Genomic DNA, 23375 nt, shown 5'->3' on the forward strand with positions numbered 1-23375 from the left:
TTTCAAAAAAGGCTTGAGCGAAAAATCTTGCTAAATTGAAAGTCCCGAAAAAGGCGTGATCAACCGGCGCAACGGTTGCGGTTCAATGATTGAGGTGAGAGCATCTGTGGATGAAAAACCTGAAAGGAAACCTATGAAAGTGGTGATTAAAGTAGGGGGAAGCCTTATCAAAGAGGCTCCCGAACTTGTAGACAGGCTGGTAAAGGAATTTGGTTCAGGAGGCCTGAAAACACCAGAAGAAGTATGTTCATCCGAAGGACTTCCTTATTCCATTCTCATAGTACCCGGAGGAGGCGTTTTTACCGATGCCGTAAGGGAGACCGACAAGAGTTTTTCCCTAAGTGAGAATGCGGCTCACTGGATGGCCATACTTGGTATGGAGCAGTATGCCTGCTATCTTCAAGATAAAAGCCGCGCCGTGGGAATAGATTCGATAGCTAGTCTGCCTCAGGGAGTTTCTATTCTTTTCCCATACAGGCTACTGAGAAATGAGAATCCTCTGCCTCATAGCTGGGATGTGACCTCAGATACTATTGCTGCCTGGGTTGCAAAGCAGACCGGGGCAATCTTAATAAAGGCCACAGATGTGGATGGAATGTTAAGGAATGGGAAATTAATCAGGGAAATTTCTGTTACCACTTGTACAGAGAATCACACAAGCTGTATTGATTTTGCCCTGCCGGAGTTTCTTCGAAAAAACCGAATGGAATGCCAGATTGTAAACGGAAAATATTCGGATAGAGTTATTCAGGCAGTGTATGGGAAGCCTGTGCTCGGTACTGTGGTAAAGGGGAATATTTAAATCGTATATCGTATATGACTAGGGCAGAAGCAAAGGTGTCCAAAAGCATTAATTAAATTCAGTTCATTAAATCTGCTAACGTTAACAAAGGTGCCCAGAGAAGCAGAGGCTCGATGCTTAAGGAAGGCGCCTGATTCATCGGCAACTATTACAAAATACTATTTGAAGTAACTATTAAGGAGAGAAAAAATGTCAGCACAAAAAGTTGAGTACTGTACTTCATGCGGAATTCGCCTTGTGGAAAAGGGTTATGTAAAGTTCCCCTGTCCAAAGTGCGGATCAGAAATTGGAAGATGTTCAAGCTGCAGACAGCAGGGTAATGTATACACCTGCCCTAAGTGCGGGTTCCAAGCACCCTGATTCAGGCAAAACCCGAATTATATTTAATATGCCAAATGTACCTTAATTCGATTTAAAAGATAAATAAAAATATAAAGAGGAATCACAATGGGTGACGTTGCAGCAAAAATTAAAATTATGCCAGAGAGCGTTGATACTGACCTTGCAGAGCTGAAAGAGAAGCTCAAGAATGTAATTCCAGCAGGAGCAGAACTTCATGGAGATATTGTTGAAGAGCCTATTGCTTTTGGCTTGAAAGCTCTGATTGTGACATTAATCGTTAATGATGAGGAAGGCGGAACTGAAGCTGTAGAAGAAGCCTTCACAAAAATTCCCGGCGTTGAAAACGTCCAGGTTATAGAAGCCTATCGTATTTAAGAGGAGAAGAGATCCGGACAATGCGTCCGGAAAACTATAATTTCATATTCTCCTTTCTTTAAAAGGGCTCGTAGATCAGGGGAAGATCGTTACGTTCGCAACGTAAAGGCCGCGGGTTCGAATCCCGCCGAGTCCATTTAAAAGCATTTAATAGCCCTAAACTCACGAGCTAGATCTGTTACTCAAGCATCCGCTATTTCTTTAGCATGTCAGATTCTAAATATTAAATTGTACAGTTTATAACCATCTATTTTTCTCCGGATGAAAAGACTCTGTAAACTTGCAGATGTCAGTGAATGCAATCGGATTCTGGCTTATCAATCTCAATCAAATTGTAACACTGAGACATTTTCCCACGAACTTTGGAAGAGCAGACAGTTACCGCACTGATGACAAGCATGTTGTTTAATCTCCAGACCCAAGGGATATGCCAGTGCCCGCAGAGCACAAGGTTCATACCTGCGCGGTCCAAGAGTTTCAGGATATCTCCCGTGTCTACAAGTAATTATCCCCTACCAGTCCTGGGAATTGAAATAAGGTGATGGTGCAGGGCAAAAACTTTGAAGCTATCTAATAAGAGAATACTCTCTATCTAGCCGTAATTTTCCCTTTCTATGTTCCCTTCTTCAAGCTTCGGCTGGGAAGAATCAAATCCTACCACAGTGACTTCGCCAAAGTGCCCAAAGTTCAAAATAATTTAAGGAAAAACGAGTTGGGAAAACAAGTTAATTGTAAGATAGCAATGTTTATTAAAGTCTAAATCTGATTGATTGTAAATGGACGACAAAGAGAAAAAAGATCTTAGAGGAGCCAACCTGATAAAAACTAAGTTTGAAGGAGCCGACTTTATAGAAGCTAATCTTGAAAAGGCAAATCTTATAGGTTCTAACCTTAAAGAAGCCAATTTTAAAGGAGCTAACCTTGGAAAAGCTAACCTCCAAGTAACCGACCTTCAAGGAGCTAATCTTGAGAAGGCTAATCTTCAAGGAGCTAAACTTCAAGTGGCTACACTTTGTGGAGCTGACCTTCAAGAGGCTAACCTTCAAGGGGCTGACCTTCAAGGTGCCGAACTGCAAGGGACTGACCTTCAAGAGGCTAACCTTCAAGAAGCAAACCTCCAAAGAACTGACCTTATAGAAGCAAATCTTGAAAGAGCTAACCTTCAAGGGGCTATATCTAATGGAGCTGATCTTCAAGAGGCCAATCTTCAAGAAGCTAATCTTCAAGGAGCTGAACTGCAAGGAGCTGACCTTGAAAAGGCTAATCTTCAGGGAGCTAATCTTAAAGAGACTAAACTTAAAAAAGCGGATCTTAAAAGGGCTAATCTCCAAGAAGCCGAACTGCAAGGAGCTGATCTTGAAGAAGCTAATCTCCAAGGAGCCGAACTGCAAGGAGCTAATCTTCAAGAAGCTAATCTCCAAAGAACTGATCTTAGAGAAGCTAACCTTGAAGGGGCTGACCTTGGTAAGGCTAACCTTGAGAAGGCTAAACTTAAAGAAGCTAACCTTATAAAAGCCAAACTTGAGGAGACTAACCTTGAAGAGGCAAAAATTAAAAAAGCTGACCTTCAAGAAGCTAAACTTATGAAAGCTAAACTTATAAAGGCCAAACTTCAAAGAGCTAACCTTAAAGGAGCTGACCTTCAAGAAGCAAACCTTATAAAAGCTAAACTTGAGGATGCTAACCTTCAAAGGGCTAACCTCAATGGAGCTAACTTTAATGGAGCTGACCTCCAAAGAGCTAATTTTAGAAAGGCTAATCTTCAGGGAACTAAACTTAAGGAGGCAAATCTAGAAGGAGCTCAGCATTTATCACTTGAGCAGCTTTCTAAAGTGAAAACACTTTATAATGCAAAATTAGATGAAAAGCTTTTCATAAAATTAAAAGAGAAGTATCCTGCCCTTTTTGAAGCATCTGATTAAGAGCCTATATAAAAAGGTTCATCACACGAGAAAATATTTACAATGTGGATATTCGCAATTTAACAGGTACTTGATATTATAGACATACTGTACCTTTTAACATTTCATTATTGACTTTTTATATGATGTTTGAGAAAAATAGCCACAGAGTAATTTAAAAGTCAAGAAAAGTTAAATCCCAGACCCGGTAAAATTCTAAACCTGTATCTTTAACAAAGATTTTACTTATTTTCAACGTTCTTTAAGAAAGAAACTATCACTGGATAACTATTGATTATTATCACTGGATAACTATTGATCATATTCCATTTTACGTGGCTTATGACTTACTAAGAATTGTAATGTTGAAATTAGTACAAGCTACAGGAATTATTCTATTAGAAAAGCAAAGAGATGCTTGAAAGCAATAAATAGATAAAAGGAATAGAAGTGAATTAAAATTTCACTGGCATATTCCGCTCTGCAGCTACGGGATACTCGACTGAAATAAAATGAACGCTATCTTTGTTCTACTGAATCAGTCACTAAAATAAAGACATCTTAAAATAAAAGATACCTTCCTGCAGGTTGAGAAATTCGAAGTAAATTGATAGATAACTCTAAATTGATAGGAATTCTGATAGATATTCATAAAGTTAGTTTTCCCTCATAAACTGCTTTAATCCATCTAATTTTAAATAGAGAGGGAAACTTTAAAAAATCCTGACAGAGATCATATACTTATTAAATAGAGGATGCATATAGATCAACGTACATATTTAAATCGAAATAATCCGGAAGCATAAAGCCAAAGGAATAAAGAATGGAGAAATGGGTAAAGCCCTCAAAAAATATTTTTAAATCTTAGACTTTGAGAAGGCAATGTGCATTTTTTGTATATTGGTAAATTTGTAATTTAAGATAAATAGGGGACTGGGAACTATTAAAAATAGTGATTTACCTGAGAAAACCGAAGAAATAGGAGAAACACGTAAAGGAAAAATCGCAGAGGAGTTTTCTCCAAAAATCCCCAACGTTTTCCTGAGATTAGGAAGAGAAGGAACAATTCTCTGTGCTAACAAGGCAGCTGATGCTCTTCTCGAATACTGGGGGATAAAAGAAGGAGAAAAGGTTCCTCAGTTGTTAAGACATGATATTAAAACAGTCCTCACACAGAAAGGTCCGAAAAATCTCGAAATTCAAACAGGAAAAACAAAGTATACTGCAGTACTTTATCCTTTTCCGGAAAAGGAGTATGTAAACCTTGAGGGATATGGCATTAGTTTCGGGGTTCTTACCGAAGAAAAGCTTCGTGAAAAGAAAAAACAATACCTATCTTTGAAAAACTTATACAGAGTATCCTTAATATGCAAAGACTTTCAGGCGATTCTGGAAGAAAGTGCCCTGCTTATTGCTAAGGGTCTTGGCATAGAATTTTCCAGAATTCTGGAACTCAAGCCTGATGGAACCTTTATCATGAGGGCAGGATATGGATGGGAAAATGGGGTCATAAACAATGTTAGCATAAAAGAGAAGTCTCAGGCAGAATATACCCTTGTTTTGAGAAGACCGATTATCCTGGAAGATATAGAAACCGAAACCCGCTTTGAATGCAGTGAATTTATCAGGCAATACAGAATAGTCAGCGGAGTAACGGTCCTAATAGGGAATACAAATAAGCCTTTCGGGGTAATGGAAGTTTACAGTCAAGAAAAGAGAGAATTTACTGAGGATGATATATACTTCCTGAACTCTACCGCTTTTTTGTTATCTGAGATCATAGAACGCCTGCAAGCTGAAGAAAAGCTCAGGATTCATCAGCAGGAGCTTGAAAAGCTCGTCGAAAAAAAGACCCTGGAGTACATTGAAGCAAATGAGAAACTTGTACATGAAGTAATTGAAAGAAGAAAAATTGAGAACAAGCTTCAGAACAATGTTCGGTTTCTTGAAACCCTGCTTGATAGTATTCCAAGCCCTGTATTCCAGAGGGATTTGAATGAAGTATACGTAAACTGTAATGAGAGTTTTGCCAGGCAGATTATGGGGCTTTCCAAAGATGAGGTTATAGGGGGATCTTTCCGGGAGTTTCAGAAGAGAGTTCCAAAAGAGCTTGCAGATATATATCATAAGGGTGACAGGATCCTTATTAGGAAAGGGGGAAGCAACTATTATGAAACCCAAGTAGTCTGTGCCGACGGTGTGCAGAGAGATTTCCTTTTCCATAAAGCCACTTACCAGGACAGCTCAGGGAAAGTGGCCGGAATTGTTGGTGTAATGCTGGATATAACCCAGCGTAAAGCAGCTGAAAAAACTTTCAGGATAAGTGAAGAAAGATATCGGATCGCTGTCGAGCAAACAGGGCAGCTTGTATATGATTATGATCTTGAATCCGGGCATATTGACTGGACAGGGGCAATCTTGCAGCTTACAGGTTACAGTCCTGAGGAGTTCAAACAAATAGAGGTAGGAGACTGGATAACAAATATCCATGAAGAAGATCAGGAAAGAGCATGTGAAGCCTATAAGAGCTGTATGAGAACTGGAGGAAAATGCCTTGAAGAATACCGATTCCAGAAAAAGGACGGAAGCTACTTCCACGCTGAAGACAGTAGTATTTACCTTTTAAATGAAAAAGGTCAGCCGTACAGAGCTCTTGGAGTAATAAAAGATATAACGGAAAGAAAGCTTGCCAGGGAAATTCTGGAGAGAAATGAGGAACGGCACAGAGTAGCTGCAGAACAGACAGGACAACTCATCTATGATTATGATGTAAAAAATAATCACATTTCTTGGGCAGGTGCAATTGAGAAGCTCACAGGATATAGCTTTGAAGAGTTCCAGGGTTTTACCCCTGACCTCTGGGCTGACAATATCCATCCAGAAGACAGGGAAAAAGCTGTAAAAGCTCATGAAAGATGTATGAAGAGCGGGGAAAAATACCTTGAAGAATACCGATTCCGGAGAAAGAACGGAAGTTATTTTTCTGTGGAAGACAGCGGCGTTTACCTCACAGATGAAAGCAGGGACATATACAGGGTACTTGGAGTTATTAAAGACATCACTGATAGAAAGAAAGCAACTGAAAAAATTAGAATAAGTGAAGAGCGGTACAGATCCTTTATGAAGAACTTTAGGGGAATAGCTTTCCAGGGAAATCTGGATTTTACACCCATTCTTGTAGAAGGAAATGTAGAGGAAATTACAGGATACCGTGGAGATGACTTCATCTCCGGAAAAGTAAACTGGCTTCAGGTTGCTCTGCCTGAAGACCGGAAAAAACTTTTTAATAATAATGAGAGATTGAGGAATGATCCACTGTTACTTTTAGAGCACGAATATCGCATAAGACACAGGAATGGAAAAATAAAATGGGTCCGCGAGGTTATGCAGAATGTTTCAGACCTTACAGGTACGAAAAGAATCCTGCAAGGTGCAGTTTACGATATAACCGAGCAAAAAGAAGCCGAAGAGTCTCTGAAGAAAATAGAAGAAATCCGTAAAAAAGAAATCCATCACCGCATAAAAAATAACCTTCAGGTCATTTCCAGCCTGCTGGAGCTCCAAGCCGAGAGGTTCAGCGAAAAAGAAGTACTTGAAGCCTTCCATGAAAGCCAGAACAGAGTTTCCACCATGGCTATAATCCATGAAGAACTGTACAGGTCAAGAAATAACGAGACTCTTGATTTCTCGGAATACCTTCAAAAGCTGACCGTAGATCTTCTCCGCTCATACAATGTCAGGAAAGAGGATATTCGAATGTGTCTGGATATTGAAGAGATTTTTATCGGAATGGACACGGCAGTTCCTCTTGGAATAATTGTTAATGAGCTAGTCTCCAATTCATTGAAACATGCATTTCCTGAGGGTAGAAAAGGAGAAATCCGGATAAAACTCTGCAGGACTGAAGGAAATGAAGATAATAAAAGTGAGAATAAAAGTATAAGTAATAGCACCAATAATATTGATGCTAAGAGCTCAGTTAACAAAAGTAGTCACTATTCGCTGGTAATTTCGGACAATGGGTTGGGCTTTCCAGAAAATCTTGATTTCAGGAATACTAGCTCTCTGGGGTTACAACTTGTAAACATTCTTGTTGAACAACTGGAGGGTACAATTGAACTTCAAAAAGGTACAGAGACTATCTTTAAAATATTGTTTAAGGAAAACGACTGATTATTCGGAGGTATATCCGATATCAAAGGGGAGATACAATGAAAAAAGCAAAAATTCTGGTTGTCGAAGACCAGAATATCGTGGCTCTTAACATTAGAAATAAACTGAAAAATCTTGGTTATACTGTTCCTGGCACTGCATCCACAGGAGAGGAAGCCATAAGAAAAGCTGAGTTGACGAACGCAGATCTTGTTTTGATGGACATTATGTTAAAAGGAGAAATGGACGGAATTGAGGCTGCCCGTGAAATTAAAAATCGGCTTCGAATTCCAGTACTATATCTTACCGCTTATACTGACGACGAAACTCTGGAGAGGGCAAAAACTACAGAGCCTGCAGGATATATCTCAAAACCTTTTAAGGAAGAGGATCTGCACAGTAATATAGAAATGGCTCTCCACAAACACAGAGCCGAAAAAGAAGCTGAAAAAGAAAGCGAGAAAACTACTGAGTAAATTTTTCATTACATACCTAAACATGTCATGTCTCCGTGAAAACCTTAGAGGAAGCCTTACTGAACACAGGAGATATGAAAACTGAAAAAGTGGAATTGAGTAGAGAAATACTATAAGGTATTGATGGAAGAATTCTCTAAAGTCCTTTCACAATAAAAAATAGACACTATTTTGATATCAGACAGGATGGGATTTTACATCAAAAACGGACTTTATTATTGAAATATATGACGTTTAGAATCAAGATATGTCTATCTCCAGATAGAAATCTAAAACATTGGATCTAAGTAAGTAATCTCTTTAAAAAATTTTATTTGTTTTGAAAACACATTATATACTTTCGTTTTTTAATCACTGAAACTCGCTGAAAGCTGGAAGTATGCCAGCACTCATTCTCAAAAATATATTTTCTAGAGCGGGCATTGGAATAGACCTATAGTTCGAATATTATGTTAACTTCAGAATATTCCATACTATCCATATCAGCGGCGGCAAGAAAAAACTATACCTGCGTTTCTGAATAGTCCACTTGAGTGAATTAAAACGATTATTCTTGACCCTAGTTCAGCCTTCTTGAGTATAATGAAAAGGGCTACGTCTTCCCAAGAAAGAAATCGGATGCCAAAGCGCAATCTGGCCTTCCTCTCAAGATGATACTCAAGTGAGACAGAAGTCATGGGCAGCAGTAAAATTAATAAAAAGGATTAATAAAAAGGGCTTACAATAAATGTATGATTTTTGGTGGTCAAAATATACAAGCCTGAGAGTGGGAGAGTATAAGTTTTTATTACCGGGACTTTCTGACTTGCAGTCTATTGTAATTACTTTGTTGAGGGGAAAAGATCGAGAAATCTAATGTGATTTATGAATGCTTAATTTTAGAGATTACTGGAAAAAAATAGTAAGTAAATAAAAAGTAGTGACGTGACTCTAAAAACGTAAAAATGGATGAAAAAATGGATAAACAAAAAATTCTGGTTGTTGAAGACCAGGCGATTGTAGCCATGAATATTAAAACCCAACTGAAAAATCTGGGGTATATAGTTCCGGGTACCGCGATTTCAGGAGAAGAGGCGATAAAAGAAGCTGAACTTACAAACCCTGACCTGATTTTGATGGATATTATGCTAAAAGGAGATATGGATGGGATTGAAGCAGCTCGGATTATTAAATCACGTTTCGGGATACCTGTAATCTACCTGACTGCATGTACGGATTTTGAAACCCTCGAACGAGCAAAGCTAACCGATCCGGAGGGATATATTTCGAAACCTTTCAAAGAGGGAGACCTCCGTAAGAATATAGAGGCTTTTTTTCTTAAAATCCGGGCAAAAAAGAAAAACTGAGAGGATTTTAGAGTCCAGGTTAAAAGTAATATAAATCAAGTTGAAAGTATAAAAAGTAAAGAATTATAAAAATTAATAGAAAGGAAGAGTCAGCACCTCTTTCAGAGCTTAAGAACTTTTGCTGCTTTCATAGCATTGAAAACCATAGTTTCAATATCCATTTTTCGTTCCTCAAGTACAATAAGGTCGTAATTTGCTCCGATTTCTGGCCGCTCAGGGACAGCAGTGCAACTGCCTGCAGGCCTATTGGAGATATCGTAGGTTCCAATTTTGCGGGCAATATCCATGATTTCAGTTTTGTCTAATGCGATCAAAGGATGGTAAATGGGAATCGCCAACTGATAGATTTCAGCATACATATTCGCAGCAGTCTGGGAAGCTACCTGCCCCAGGGAAGAACCGGTAATAATTCCGCTTGCGCCTTCTTTTTTCATGATCTCGTAGGCTTCTCGGTACATCATGCGTTTGCAGAGAAGACAGGTATTTTTTCGGTTGCAGACATCGATGAAAGATCTCAAGTTCGGACCGTGAGGAATCTCATAAGTCGTAAACTGACGTCCTGGAGCCCACTTTTGGAGCTGGCGAATACATTCAAAAGCTCTTTCTCTTGCAGCATTCTCGGCATATGGGGAAGTATTGCAGTATACAGGAATAATCATTACTCCGCGCTTCATCATAAGCCAGGCTGCAACTGGAGAGTCAAGGCCGCCGGACATTAAAACGACCATACTACCCTGGGTGCCAAGAGGAAGTCCACCGACTCCTTTGAATGTTTTCAGATAGACATAAGCCAGATTTTGCCGCATCTCAACCAAAACTTCCTTATCAGGAGAGCTCAGGTTAACTCTGGGATGCTTTCCTTCTTTTTCCAGGGCACTCCAGATTGCATCTCCGCAGGCTCTTCCTATGTCCACCGAAGAAAAGGAATGATTTCCGCTTCTTCTGGCTTTGACAGCAAAGGACTCACCTTCTAAAATTAGGTCTTTAGCCAGGGCAGCACAGACACTGGCTGCATTCTCAAGGGTAGGCTCAGTTGTCAATGCAGGGGAAGTTGAGACAATCCCAAAAACATCAGCAGCGGCTTCAGCCGCACGAGGATCCGTACTCTCGATAAATACCCGTCCCCATTCCCGCCGTATCTGGGAATATGGGATATCTCTCGAATACAGCATTGCTGCAATATTTTTTATAAGAATTTTTTCATACCAGTTTCGAACTCCGGTACTTTTAAGAGCAAGTTCGCCATAGCGGACTATAACTACATCAGACGAAATTTCAGGCCTTAAAGAAGAAGGGTCGGAACCAGGGTTACCTTGATTTTCGATATAATCTTCTAGTGTATGCTTGTTTTCTCTCGAGGTATTGGCATCAGCTTTAGGCTTTGCCTCGATCTCACTGGAATTGTCTGTCATGGATGCTTACGGTTAGGATGGCATGAAGTTTAAAACTTTCCGGATAAAGAATTTTAGTTGTAAAAGTAAGAAAGTTAATAAGCCAGAAGAAGAAAAATAATAAAAAGTTAATAAGCTAGAAGAAAAATTAATAAAAATAATGATAGATGAAAAAAGTTAACAATTCGGAAGAAAAAAGTTGATGAGCCATGGCAGTAGCAGAAAAAACTGATAAAAGCAAATCTTAACGGTATGCAGGTAAATGCATACCGGAAACGACCCTGGGTTTCAATTTTCCGGAGTTTCAAATTTTCGTGGAATTTGAGCTTTAGTCGGGCTCCGGAATACTCCATTCTTCACTACTATTTGCTCCTCCTTCATCAGGTTCGGGAACATACCAGTAACCTGAATCCTGGCTTTCCTGCCCCTCGCCAAGATCTAGAGTATAGTTACTGCTATTGCTTTCCAGGCGGTCATAGGGTTCAATTATCGTTCCTGACTGAGAGGACTCAATTGACTCAGTTATATTTGTACTCACATTTCCTGATACATTTTCTTCTCCTCCGTACCATCTTGAAGGCAGGGAGTAATTCAGAGTGCTATTATAATATTCAGGAAGGAAAAATTTAGTTCCTCTTTTCTGCAGAGCATCCACAAAACCGGGATCTACCTCATCGAGTCTTTCCTTGCATACAGCAGCCTCATCTAATTTCTTTAGACTATAAAGGGCAAACCGCTTGTTGTAAAGGGCCGAAGACAAGTTTGGATTGATCGCAAGGGCATTGTCATAACACATAATTGCTTCTTCAGTTTCTCCCATCATATTGTGGATGAATCCCTTGTTATACCAAGCTGTGATACAGTCAGGTTTAAGCTCTACCGTTTTGTTGAAACAATTAAGGGCTGCTTTATTGCTGCTTATTGTGAGATAAGTACAGCCCTGGAAATACCAGGCTGTAGCATTGTCTGGATTGTATTCCAGAGCCTTATTATAACAGTCAATAGCTTGCTGGTACTTTTCCAACTTGTAGAGCGCAAAGCCTTTGTTATTGTAAGCATCCACATTACTCGGATCTAGCTCAAGAATTCTATCGTAACAGCCTACTGCTCCCTCAAAGTCTCTGCTTTTCTCAAGGGCTTTTCCCTGTCTGTAAATTATCCCCCTGTCGTCAGGTGAGATTTCAAGTATTCTCTCATAACATTCAGCAGTTTCCTCATACCTGCCAAGCTCCTCAAGTAAAGAGGCTTTCTCAACCAAGACCTGGGAATTGTCAGGCTGAAGCTCGATAATTCTATCGTAGTCTGTAAGTGCATCATCGGATTTATTGGACTTAGACAGAGCAAGAGCCCGGCTTCTAAGAGCTTCAAGGTTTTCAGGCTCAGAATTAAGAAGCGTAGTGTAACAGGAGATTGCCTCATCATATCTGCTCATATTCGAAAGGGCAAGGCCTTTTCCAAAGAGAGCCTCTGAGTTGCTGGAGTTTATAGCAAGCACCTGGTCATAATAACTGACTGCTTCTTCGAGCTTTCCAAGATCACCTACAGTAGAGGCTATCCCATATAAAGCCGTACTTGACTGTGGATTAAGATCCAAAGCTTTCTTGTAGCATTCCAGAGCTTCCTCGCTTTTGTCTAACCTCTCAAGTATGGAGCCTTTTTCATACCAGGCTTCAGCACGTACAGGATTAATTGCAAGTACCATATCATAACAGGTAAGGGAATCGTTGTACATTCCGAGTTTATTGTAGGTTGAGGCTTTCCCATACCATGCCGCATCGTAACTTATCTCGGAGCTAAACAAGTTCAGATTTTCAGAAGGCTTGGAACTGTCTTCTGAATTTGTATAATCATAGTTCAGAAGATAGGACCAAAAACTCCCAGAAAGCACCTGAGCAGGATTGGCATCTACGCCATTATTTTTAACGCGCTCTGACACTGGAACTTCTGTTGAGCCCTGTCCTTTGTTTAACTTAAAGAGTGCAGAGGAATATCCGGGATCGATCAGGAGAGTCTGGTTATAGCAATCTGAAGCTTCTTCATGCTTTCCGAGCTCATCAAGAACAAGTCCTTTATTGTACCAGGCATCAGCACTGCTGGGTATAGCCTCAAGGACTTTGTTGTAACATATGAGCGAGCTTTCGTATTCTCCAAGCTTCGCCAGGGCAAAAGCCTTACCAGACAAAGCAAGGGTATAGTTTTCTTCAAGCTCGAGAGCTTTATCATAGCTTTCTACTGCATCTTCGTAGTCTTTAATTTTTGAAGAGTCAAAGCCTTTCTGATACCAGACTTTAGCATAGCTGGAATCCAGTTTCAGGGCTCGATCGTAGCATTCAATCGTTTCTTTATACCTGCCAAGTTTCTCAAGATCCAAGCCTTTCATATACCAGACGGCAGGATGTTCGGGCTCGGTTTCAAGAACTTTATCATAACACTCAATTGCAGATTCGTATTTCTCAAGCTTATCAAAAGATAGGGCTTTCTCGTACCAGATTTTAACTGTGGGGGACTTAAATTCAGGGTCGGGATAAGATGGAAGTTCAGAATCGTAAACGTTTAGCTGTTCGAGCGAATCATTTACCATTTCTTCAACCTGAATCCCTGTGTCCGGGTTAAGTGCCTTATCATAGCACGCTATTGCAGCATCATATTGGCCGATCTTATTAAGCAGAGAGCCTTTATTGTACCAGGCCTCAGAATTGCCAGGATCGTAGACCAGAACCTCATCATAGCACTGAAGAGCTTCGTCATTTCTCCCAAGCTTTTCAAGGCATACTCCCTTTCTCTGTAAAACATCAAGATTTTCAGGTTCTGACAGAAGAACAAAATCGTAGCAAGTAAGCGCCTCATCATAAATTCCCATTTTCTCAAGGTTGATTCCTTTATTATGCCAGGCGTCTACCATATCCGGATTAAAAGAAATTGCTTTGTCGTAACAGTCTGATGCATTTTCGTAATCACTAGATTTATCAAGAATTAATCCTTTCTGATACCAGAGTTCAGAATTGTCAGGAGTAATATTAAGAGCCCTGTTAAAGCATTCAAGTGCCTCAGGATATTGATCAAGTCCGATGTAAGCCATTCCCTGCATCTGCAGAGAACTGGATGAATTGGAATTCAGTTCAATAGATTTTTCGTAAGAATTCAAGGTTTCCTGATCAAGTCCCAACTTCTCAGAAGCAAGAGCTTTTCGGTACCACACCGTAGAGAGATAGGTATCGATAGCAAAACTTTTGTCATAGCAGTTGATGGCCTCAACATATTTTTTTAGCTCAAGTTGTTTGTTACCCTTATCATACCAGTTTTCGGAAGAAAAAGGAAAAGTTGAAAGAGCCGTCTCATAACAGTTAATTGCTTCGTCGTTATTTCCCAATTCGGCCAGAGAACGTCCTTTTCCATACCAGGCCAATGAGGAATTATTGTCACTCTTAAGTGCATCATTATAGCAAGTTATAGAAAGTTCATACTCTTTAAGAGAGTATAACGTATTTCCCTTATCAATCAGGCCTTCTACAGAAGCTGGGCACTGTGCCATTATTTCAGAGAGATCAGGAGTGACTTCAGTCTTTTCATTAATTTCAGTCTTTTCATTATTTTCTACAACCAGTTCCTGACCTGTAATAGCTCCTGCTATAGGTAAAAAACCTGAAAAGAAATATAACATCAAAGCAAGGAGAATAAAAGAACCAACAATCAAATTATTTTTATTAACTGAGCTCATTAAATACCCCGGTTTATTCTAATGAGTTCTTATTGAAACATTTCATAGAGAGTCAACTACTATCATTACATTCACTATTCTGTACTGCTTCTGTAACTGCATAAGTGCGAATAATTAAAGAATAAAAGTAACTAGATAAAATCTTTTTGCTCCCCCAATAAGTAATTTAAATAGTTTGAAGAGTCAATCTTATTCATTTTAACTTAAATTTAGGAGTTCTTACATATAAAATTTATGCAGTTTAAAAAGAACCCCAGGATTGTAATTATATTTAACGCAACAGTATATTATTGTTATAGAAATAATAAATAGAAAAATAAAAACGTTTAAACAGTAAAATAGAATTAATGATAAAAAATAAGATTAATAATTAAAGTATAACCTTAGAGTCCCGTAAATATGAAAAAATATTTACATTTAAACTCCTATTGCAAAATATGAAGAAGGAAGATCTTGATTTCTTCAAAAAATGGTTTCTGGATTATGTAGACCGATTCTCTTCTCCTGAAGCTTTTATCCAAGAAAACATTAATCTGAAAATCGAACATACGGCAAGAGTTTGTGAGAACATCCTTTTACTTGCTAAAGCGGAAAATGTAGGGGAGAAAGGTTGCAGGCTCGCTGAAGTAATAGCTTTATTTCATGATTTGGGTCGTTTTGAGCAGTTTATGAAATATAGGACGTTCAAAGACTCAGAATCTGAAAATCACGCCCTGCTTGGGATAAAAATCCTGGAAAATACTGGAATTCTTTCCCGTCTACCACCAAGAGAGAAAGTTCTAATCCTGAAAGCCGTGGAATATCATAATCGCATGGAAGTCCCCGAATGCACAGAAATCAGCAGGGAATTCCTTTTTTATTTAAAATTGATCCGGGATGCTGATAAGTTGGACATCCTGAAGTTTATAAGCGAAGATTACCAGAAAGAGGAAGAACTCAGGAACCCAGCTCTCGAATTCAATATGCCAGATACGCCCGGCTTTTCGAGAAATATAGTTGCGGATATCCTGAATAACAGGATGGTAAAGCTTGCAGATACAAAAAACAGAAATGATATAAAACTCCTTCGCCTGAGCTGGGTTTTTGACATTAGTTTTCCTGAGGCTTTTTCCCTTCTCAAAGAGTGTGGCTATCTCGAGACAATTCTCGACTCAATGCCCGAAACCGAAGAAGTGCAGATCGTACGCAGACATCTTAAGAGCTATTTAAAGAATTCAATTGAAACCAGGCCAGAAATAAAAACGTAAAAACAAGTGCCAGATAAGCCAATAAGCTCGAAAGAGTAAGGATTAGGTATACCGAAACATTAAACAAAAATTAGATTAACTGAGACAAAAAGAAGGAAAACATATAAAAGTTTCAAATATAGTTATTTAGGAAAGAGAAATCTACTCAGGAATTCATCCCGTTTAAATTCACCGCGGAATTCAATCCATATATCTTCTACGGTTTTCACCGCCCAGACTACGTCGATAATCCGAACGAATTTGGTTTCTTGACTGTTCTTCAAGCATTGATTCCAGGGAATCCTCCTTAATTTCTTCCTTTATATTTTGATCCTTTTTCATCATCTCTGCTCTATCTTGATCTTTTTCCTCTGTCATATTAAAATCATCCCTGCGTTCATGATATAGAAACACATTTGCCTTAATTTATATTTTCACGTAAACTTCCTGTTCAATTAGTCCAATAAGAGTTTATTCAGGCCCTTTCATTTTGGAGAGTTTCAGAAAGATGTTCAGGTTTTATCTGTTGCCTTAAGTCTATTGCCTTGAGTCCGGAAGGCTGTTCGATGAATTCAACCTCGAGCCCGGAAATTTCGCGCAACCTGGAGCATAAAGCCTCCATGCCTGGATTTTCCGTGGCATAGTGGGTGGCGTCAATAAGGCATAGGTCCTCATACTCGCGGAGAATGTTATGCTTAAGTTCGGAAGATATGAAAGCGTCAACTCCATTTATCCTAGCAATTTCAAGGAATTCAGTCGCAAAGCCACTGCCGCCAACAACCATTACCCGCTTTATACCCTCTTTTTCTCCGGCATACATGACAGGAGTTTGCAGGGTATCCGAGACATGAGAAGCCAGTTCAGCCGAAGTACAGGGTTCGACCTCCCCTATTCTGCCAAATTCCACATTTTCAATATTCTTTAACCCAAGCCTTGCAGCAAGCACATCATTAATGCCTCCTTCGGCCCTATCGTAATTTGTGTGCATGCTGTAAAGGGATATCTCGTTATCAAGGGCAAACCTAAGGGATTCAGCTAGGGGTTTTGAGACTTTATTTATCGGGTGGAAGATAAGGGTGTGGTGGGTAACCAGAAGATTTGCTCTCATTTCCGCAGCTTTCTTAATCACATAAGAATTGGCATCGAGGGCGACTGCAATTCTTTCTATATTAGTTTCCAGGTTCAGAATTAGCCCTATCCTGCCTTCATCAAAGTCTTCAGCAAGTTCAGGCGGCGCAATTTCTTTGAGAATTTCTACAACTTTTATAAGTTCCATGGAAAAAACTCCGATACCAGAAAGGGACTGCTACTTCTTGATTAGATTTGGAGATTTCCTAGACTTCCTTTCCTTACCCTTGAAGGAGCATGCAGCCTTAAAAAGAAAACGACTCTGATATAAGAAGTTTATTTGAGATTGTAAACAGTACAAAAAATTAAAATATCTTATGCCGAGATAACTTATAGAGTTTAGACAAATTTCTGATGAACAATAGAATTAGATTTAATAAATAATAATGAGTTTGAAAGATGTAAAACATAGGGGAGTACTGGGGCAAAATCAATGCATCAAATAGTTAAATATGGCTGGTGTCATACAGTTGTATCAGTCATAAATAAACGGTTAATAATTATATAAGTTATATATGGAAATATAAAGAGCCGTAGCCATTACAGCAGCTCAAAATGTATGCTTCCAGTGCGCAGATCCGTTACAAGTATCAAGTTAAAGGAAGGTAACCATGGATAAGAAGCTTGCACTGATTGCATTACTTGCCTTTTTCTTCGTTTCAGCTTTCTCAATAACCTCTCTTGCGGAAGAAGACATCGAGTGGGTAGAGAAACAGGATGGGACAACACTGTACTGGGGGGACACAGTAACAGTTAATGACTATGTTATAAAGGCAGAAGATTTCAACGATGAAGGACAGATGTTTATTTCAATCTCAAAGGATGGGGAGAAACTGAAGACCTCTCCGCTTTCAGCAGGCCTGGAAGTTGTATATGACGACAGGATAAAGGTTTACGCCCAGGAAGTAGATCCAAATTATGAAACTATTGAGAGAGATGGAAAGAAGTTCAAGACAGGAAACTGGAACCCTTATGCTAAACTGGATATTCTTATAAAAGGAGAACCAGAGTTTGACATAGACATTGAAACTAAAAAAGATACATATGATTCAAAATCTACTGGAGACAACGCAATCGATGTTTCGATAAAGATTAAAAACGATGGAGACGCAAAAGCTGAAAAGGCTGTTCTAACAATCGATACTGCCGGAATGGAAGTCCTAAAAGGAAAAACGAAATACACACTTGGAGAAGTCCTTAAAGACGAGACTCTTGAACCTGTGAATATTACAGTAAAAGCTCCTAAACCATGGGAAGACACTGACCTTAATATAACTGCAAAAATTACGTGCGTGGATGTTAGGGACGAGAAATACGAAGACGTAGGTTTCAAAGTCATAAAAATAGAAAAAAAATGGGGCCTTGTTATTTCAAAGCTTATTACAAAAAATAATCACATGGGAAAGCCTATCCACGTTTTGGTCAATGTCCGGAATGAAGGGCTCTGCGACCTAGATGATATCGAATTTAAGGATTCGATCGCTCCCGAAACACATCTTCAAAAAGACGCGGTGCTAGAGAAGACCCTTTCCCTTAAATCCGGAGAATTAGCTGAAAGGGTTTTTGAGTACAACCTGATTCCTGAAAAACCGGGAGAATTCACCTTCCCAAAAGCAACGGCTACCTTTATCCTTCCTAATGGGCAGGATGGAGAAGCGGGTTCCAATAATTCAGAAAAGGTGAAAATTTATGGGCCTGAAATTTCAGTTACAAAAACCATTAACAAGCAGCAACTAAATTCCGGAGATGAACTGACTGTAACAATCACTGTAAAAAATACCGGAAATGTTGATTCAAGTGTGACAGTAACCGACACCGTACCTCCGGAAGCTAAACTAATAAGCGGAGAAACCAGTTTCAAGCAGATTGTAGGAAAGAATAGCGATTCAAAAACAGTAACCTATATCCTGCAGATGCATAAAGAAGGAGAAATCCAACTGCCTGCCTGCAAAGCAAGTTTTCTCGACCTTGATGAGTACTCAGGAGAGGTTATTTCGGACACTCCTGTTGTTTATGTAGGAGTACCGATTTCCCTTGAGGGAAGAAGCGAACAATCAGAGGGAAAAACGGACTCCAATCAGGAAAAAAATGAATCCTCAGTTCAGGTGCAAGATGAAAATTCTGAAGATACTCCAGGGTTTGGCCCTGCCCTTGCCATAGCAGGACTTCTCGCAGTTACATGCCTTCTAAGAAGTAAGAAAACCTGAAAACTTGATGAATAACTCGCCCGAGCTCCGTCTCAAGAGGACGGAGCTCTTTTCGCTACGCTCAAAATAACTGGATTTTCTTCGCTACTTTTCTGTCTTCTAATTGTTTTTTTCACAGTCAGGTCTGAACTTTCTTGCTATCCTTCAAAATTAAGATATTAATACGAACTTCTTTTTACCTTAAGATTTATTTTAATAAAAACAAATTAAAAAACATGAAATTAATATGCCTGTGATCTTCCGAATGTGGAAAAACTCGATGTTAGAAGTAACATAAAAGTTTGAAAGAAAAAAATCTGAAAGCAAAACAGGGGCTCAGTAATGCCGTTAGAAAAGAAAATCGCTTTTCGGGAAAAGGAAGCAAAACATGAAAGAACTCCAGAACAGGTTTAAAGCTAAGACTTTAATTTTTACTCACGGAGATTCAGATGGGATCTGCTCAGGTGCAATTGCAAAAACTGCTTATCCGGATGCTTATGTGTACTTTACCAATCCGGTTAACCTTCTTGACAAATTAAGTCTTATAGAGAATGTGAAAACCCTTATAATCTGCGATATTGCAATCGATGAAAGGAACTGCTCTGAAGTCCATGCAAAACTTAACGAACTTGCGGAAAAATGCAACCTTTATTACATAGACCACCACCCTCTCCCGGAAAGCTGTCAAAAAGAAAACTGGTTCTACCATAATACCGAAGTCTGTTCATCCGAACTGACCTACAGGTTCTTTGAAAAACGATTAAACAGAGATATGCGTAGGATAGCAATCTACGGAGCGATTGGGGATTTTTGCGACAATACTCCGCATGTAGAGAGCTGGGTCAAAGACTGGGATAAAAGGAATCTTTATTTTCAGGCCGGAACCCTTACACAGGCTATACTTTATAAAGGAAGAGAGTACGAATTCAAAAGAAAACTGCTTGAACCCCTCTCAAAGGACATCATCCCTTCAAATATCCCAGAGCTTCTTGAGCTTGCCAGGGAAGCCGCAATCAATGAGGAAAAGATCAGAGTTTTTGTTAAGGAAAACGTGGAAGTCCTAGAAAACAGCGCGTATGTTGTAAATACAAATAATTCCATCTCAAAGGCAGCGATCTACGCAGCCTCCTACGGCAGGCGGGAAGTGGGGATTGCAGCCGAATATCGAGAGAAAAATGGAGCTTATGACCTGAGTATCCGCTCCAGAGGAGAGATCGACGTAAACCAGATTCTCCGTTCAGTTGCCTCAAAATTTGGAGGGAGTGGAGGGGGACATCCTCTTGCAGCAGGCGCTCGAATTCCCGAAGATTCCCTCAATGCATTCCTCAGGGCTTTTGATAAGAAACTGGGGAAAGCACATGGGTAAAAAACAATGGAAACACAGCAACCGGAGCGCCGCTTGGCCAAAACCGTTGCGCCGGTTTATCACGCCGACAATGACGTTTTCGATCAAATCTTTTTTGAAAAGGTTTGCAGTCAAGCAGTTTTTTTAAAAGGCTTGGAGGTAAAAACAATGGAAATCAGTAAGAATGCAGCCGAAGGCGGAGTAAGTTTTGAGATCATCTTTGTAGGCCGCTCAAACGTAGGTAAATCTTCCCTGCTAAGAGAACTCTTCGGGGCGAAAGTAAGAGTTGGAAAACGCCCTGGGGTTACCCTGCGCCCTGCACACGCCCAGATCTCGGACTTGCTTATCACGGATATGCCTGGCTTCGGCTTCATGAGTGGAGTAAAAGACCGAAAACAGGATATTGTAAAAGACAAAACCGTGCACTATATCGAAGACAATGCCAAAAAGATCAAGCTAGGAGTGCTTGTAATAGACGGGCCGGCTTTCCCGCAGATTGTAGACCGTTGGGACTCAAGGGACCAGATTCCTATAGACGTTGAGATGTTTGATTTCCTCAGGGAAGTCGGGATTGACACAATTATTGCCGCAAACAAGATGGATAAAGTAAAAGAGAACGAGTATGATCCTCTTCTTGACGAGATAGCAGCCCGCCTCGAACTTGAGCCTCCTTGGCAGAACTGGAAGCATATAATAGCTCCTATTAGCGCCAAAAAAGGAGACCTGAAAGCGTTAAAGGGCCTGCTTCGGGACAGGCTGCACGAAATGAAAAGAGATGATCTGTTTAAGTATGTTTGATTTGAAAAAACTCGTCATAAGGTATAATTACCATATAACTTCGCTTCTGAGTGGACCTTATAATATTCAAAAAGCCTTTCTCCCCACTCAATAGCCTTTGGATCAGAGCTAAACAAACCTGTGGTTATGTCATACTCAATGCCGCTTTTCTTGTGCAGGCTTAAGGCCAGGCATTTATCCGTAACAATTAGCCCCATTTTAAGGCCTTCATTCTTAGATATTAACTGAAAATTTTTATAACTTTTCAGTACCTCCAGTTTTTCGGTATAAGGTGACTGTTTTAATTCTTCTGCAACATGAAGAGGGACTATAAGCTTAACAGGAACTCCTTCTTTCACTCTTTCCGAGATGGAATCAGCGTATCCTTCAGTTATTACGGATGATATGCCGTATATATGATCTGCCTCTTTAATTGTTTTTAACTGATTGCTGTAAACATTAAGGATTTTTGTTCTTCTGTCATAGATAACTTTAGAATTATACAGACATCCAATTTCTTTTAGCAATGAGGTGGGAATTCCCTCCATGTAATGCTTAGACCAGAAATATTTGAATTTATTAATTGTCCCAAATGTTGCAAAAGAGTCAGCTACTCCAGAAGCCACAATTTTTCCTATAGGAGTTAGGCAATACTCACGTTCTTTTGTTTCTATTAGATGATCTTCTTCCAGTTTTCTTAGCTTTGGAATTATTGCCTGGGACGTACTTCCAGTAATTTCACGCAGTTGGGGAAGTTTTCTGCTGCTTTCGTTCAATGACAGAAGTATCTCGGTTAGAAGTCTTGACCTATATATAGCCTGGAGATTATCTTCCATTTCATTATAAATTTCAAAGCTATTCAATTCCGTCGCCGCATCTACAGATTTTTTTCGTCTTTCTTATTGAATTCCTTTAATACAATATATGTTTTTACTTCCTGTTGGGACACGTATCTTGGTGTTCATTTCGCTAATTTTCTTGCTTAGTGAGAGATGAACATTGAGATTTTTTGTTAAAAATTAGGTAAAAGTTACTTTGTCAGTTCAAACCCTGAAACGTCATAATATTCAATGAAAAAAGTATCGGTTTAATGAATGTTAATCAGATCGATGAAAATTCGTCGACGTAATAAATGTATAGAAGAAAGTTAAAGCTACTTTTGAATGTGGAGTTCAAACAAACCCTCCAGAGTAGATTTGAACCCTACATGCCCTGAGGCAGGGAAATGATAGCTTTAAGAATACTTAAGGTTTGCCGGATCCTGCCTCGGGAGTAAAGAGAAGAGGCAAAAATAAGTGACAATAAAGAAGTTCAAAGCAGAGACAATTCTTTTGGCGATAATGCTGGTGAACGTGATACTTGTACCAGCTGTAAGTGCAACAGATAATACTGCAAAAAGATGTCAAAATGAATCTATTGGAGACCCTTGGTTCGAGAAGGGTGACGAATTAAATCGGCTTAGTGGTGATGAACGTCGTGCCCTCGCTGAGAAAAACGAAACAGTAAGAAAAATGATAGAGGAAGATCTAAAGATTAAACCTGTGAAAATTGAAAACTCCAAGGACTTGGAAAATCTTCCTGCTAATTATCCTGAGGACATAAAGAAAATAATAGTAGGAAATATCTCATCAAAAGCTGTTAATCTACAATCATCAATTGCACAAACAACGACGACAAATACAGTTAATGTTTGGATAATCGCAGATGAAGAATATAGGAGCACTTTTGGAAGTAATTGGCAAACTAAAGCATACAACACCATTGAAGGTGCCGATGATGCATTCTATAATGATCATAATATAAATTTTGTGGTAGGTAAATACTCAACATGGGATAGTACTGACAGTGAGGATAGTAGTAGCGCACTTCTCGCTGAAGCACAAAGTGAATCAGGGTGGAATTCTAACCATCAAGGCATGGATATGCTTGCTATTTTTACCGATCAAAGTATGGATAAAAGAGGTCGGAGTGAATCGATGAATCATAATGGAGGAGATGCATGGATAATGAAACATCAGATCACTGCAGACTGGGATTGGCACCTTGGGCAACATGAAGCATCACACAACTATGGTTGCCCAGATCATGGAACTTTTGGTCCCTCCTGTATAATGACTTACGGCGAGATGATGACAACTGAAAATTGGTGCAGTAGCTGCGATCAAACCATTGAAACCAATAGAAATCATTTTTAATTTTTCATGTAGGAT

At 39.4% G+C, this 23375-nt stretch carries 18 protein-coding genes and 1 tRNA gene; 13 read left to right on the plus strand and 6 right to left on the minus strand.

Features of this window, described 5'->3' with window-relative positions:
- Positions 1 to 85: 85 nt before the first annotated feature.
- From BP861_RS04995 to BP861_RS05010, 4 genes are all read left to right on the plus strand, one after another.
- On the plus strand, positions 86 to 802 hold the full coding sequence (locus BP861_RS04995) for an amino acid kinase (RefSeq protein ID WP_292373149.1): 717 nt from the start codon (positions 86 to 88) through the stop codon (positions 800 to 802).
- Between the two features lie 189 nt (positions 803 to 991).
- Positions 992 to 1162, plus strand: coding sequence for a zinc finger domain-containing protein (locus BP861_RS05000; protein WP_292373150.1), 171 nt, complete (start codon positions 992 to 994; stop codon positions 1160 to 1162).
- 87 nt (positions 1163 to 1249) lie between these two features.
- Positions 1250 to 1519 carry an elongation factor 1-beta gene (locus BP861_RS05005; RefSeq protein WP_292373152.1) on the plus strand — a complete coding sequence of 90 codons (270 nt, stop codon included), beginning with the start codon at positions 1250 to 1252 and terminating at the stop codon, positions 1517 to 1519.
- Positions 1520 to 1583: 64 nt separating this feature from the next.
- Positions 1584 to 1655 (plus strand) — tRNA-Ala (locus BP861_RS05010).
- Positions 1656 to 1808: 153 nt separating this feature from the next.
- Here the strand turns inward: BP861_RS05010 and BP861_RS05015 are convergent.
- The gene (locus BP861_RS05015) at positions 1809 to 1991 is read right to left on the minus strand and encodes a metallophosphoesterase (protein ID WP_292373153.1); all 183 of its coding nucleotides are present in this window, start codon (positions 1989 to 1991) and stop codon (positions 1809 to 1811) included.
- Positions 1992 to 2295: 304 nt separating this feature from the next.
- On the opposite strand from BP861_RS05015, the gene BP861_RS05020 reads away from it, so the two are divergent.
- From BP861_RS05020 to BP861_RS05035, 4 genes are all read left to right on the plus strand, one after another.
- Positions 2296 to 3441: a pentapeptide repeat-containing protein gene (locus BP861_RS05020; RefSeq protein ID WP_292373155.1), complete on the plus strand. Its 1146-nt coding sequence runs from the start codon at positions 2296 to 2298 to the stop codon at positions 3439 to 3441.
- Positions 3442 to 4560: 1119 nt separating this feature from the next.
- A complete protein-coding gene (locus BP861_RS05025; protein WP_292373157.1) occupies positions 4561 to 7593 on the plus strand; it encodes a PAS domain-containing protein in 3033 nt (1010 codons plus the stop codon).
- A 38-nt stretch (positions 7594 to 7631) separates the two neighbouring features.
- Entirely contained in the window at positions 7632 to 8048 is a 417-nt protein-coding gene (locus BP861_RS05030; protein ID WP_292373159.1) for a response regulator, read from the plus strand.
- Positions 8049 to 9004: 956 nt separating this feature from the next.
- Entirely contained in the window at positions 9005 to 9394 is a 390-nt protein-coding gene (locus tag BP861_RS05035; protein ID WP_292373299.1) for a response regulator, read from the plus strand.
- A 101-nt stretch (positions 9395 to 9495) separates the two neighbouring features.
- Here BP861_RS05035 and thiI read toward each other — a convergent pair whose 3' ends face one another.
- A complete protein-coding gene (gene thiI / locus BP861_RS05040) occupies positions 9496 to 10806 on the minus strand; it encodes a tRNA uracil 4-sulfurtransferase ThiI (protein ID WP_292373161.1) in 1311 nt (436 codons plus the stop codon).
- Between the two features lie 307 nt (positions 10807 to 11113).
- Complete coding sequence (locus BP861_RS05045; protein WP_292373163.1) at positions 11114 to 14503, minus strand: tetratricopeptide repeat protein; 3390 nt, start codon at positions 14501 to 14503, stop codon at positions 11114 to 11116.
- 437 nt (positions 14504 to 14940) lie between these two features.
- Here BP861_RS05045 and BP861_RS05050 point away from each other — a divergent pair, with 437 nt between their 5' ends.
- A complete protein-coding gene (locus BP861_RS05050) occupies positions 14941 to 15750 on the plus strand; it encodes an HD domain-containing protein (protein WP_292373165.1) in 810 nt (269 codons plus the stop codon).
- A 180-nt stretch (positions 15751 to 15930) separates the two neighbouring features.
- Here the strand turns inward: BP861_RS05050 and BP861_RS05055 are convergent, their stop codons facing one another.
- Complete coding sequence (locus tag BP861_RS05055; protein ID WP_292373167.1) at positions 15931 to 16107, minus strand: hypothetical protein; 177 nt, start codon at positions 16105 to 16107, stop codon at positions 15931 to 15933.
- 97 nt (positions 16108 to 16204) lie between these two features.
- A complete protein-coding gene (locus BP861_RS05060) occupies positions 16205 to 17005 on the minus strand; it encodes a Nif3-like dinuclear metal center hexameric protein (protein WP_292373169.1) in 801 nt (266 codons plus the stop codon).
- Between the two features lie 463 nt (positions 17006 to 17468).
- Between BP861_RS05060 and BP861_RS05065 the strand changes: the two genes are divergently transcribed.
- From BP861_RS05065 to engB, 3 genes are all read left to right on the plus strand, one after another.
- Positions 17469 to 19064, plus strand: coding sequence for a BatD family protein (locus tag BP861_RS05065; protein ID WP_292373171.1), 1596 nt, complete (start codon positions 17469 to 17471; stop codon positions 19062 to 19064).
- 367 nt (positions 19065 to 19431) lie between these two features.
- Positions 19432 to 20409: a DHHA1 domain-containing protein gene (locus tag BP861_RS05070; protein ID WP_292373172.1), complete on the plus strand. Its 978-nt coding sequence runs from the start codon at positions 19432 to 19434 to the stop codon at positions 20407 to 20409.
- Between the two features lie 147 nt (positions 20410 to 20556).
- Positions 20557 to 21186, plus strand: coding sequence for a GTP-binding protein EngB (engB, locus tag BP861_RS05075; protein WP_292373300.1), 630 nt, complete (start codon positions 20557 to 20559; stop codon positions 21184 to 21186).
- Between the two features lie 14 nt (positions 21187 to 21200).
- Here the strand turns inward: engB and BP861_RS05080 are convergent, their stop codons facing one another.
- Positions 21201 to 22028, minus strand: coding sequence for a helix-turn-helix transcriptional regulator (locus BP861_RS05080; protein ID WP_292373174.1), 828 nt, complete (start codon positions 22026 to 22028; stop codon positions 21201 to 21203).
- Positions 22029 to 22460: 432 nt separating this feature from the next.
- Between BP861_RS05080 and BP861_RS05085 the strand changes: the two genes are divergently transcribed.
- Positions 22461 to 23360, plus strand: coding sequence for a zinc-dependent metalloprotease (locus BP861_RS05085; RefSeq protein ID WP_292373176.1), 900 nt, complete (start codon positions 22461 to 22463; stop codon positions 23358 to 23360).
- Positions 23361 to 23375: the final 15 nt, after the last annotated feature.

Source organism: Methanosarcina sp. UBA411 (genome assembly GCF_002495725.1).
GTDB lineage: Archaea > Halobacteriota > Methanosarcinia > Methanosarcinales > Methanosarcinaceae > Methanosarcina.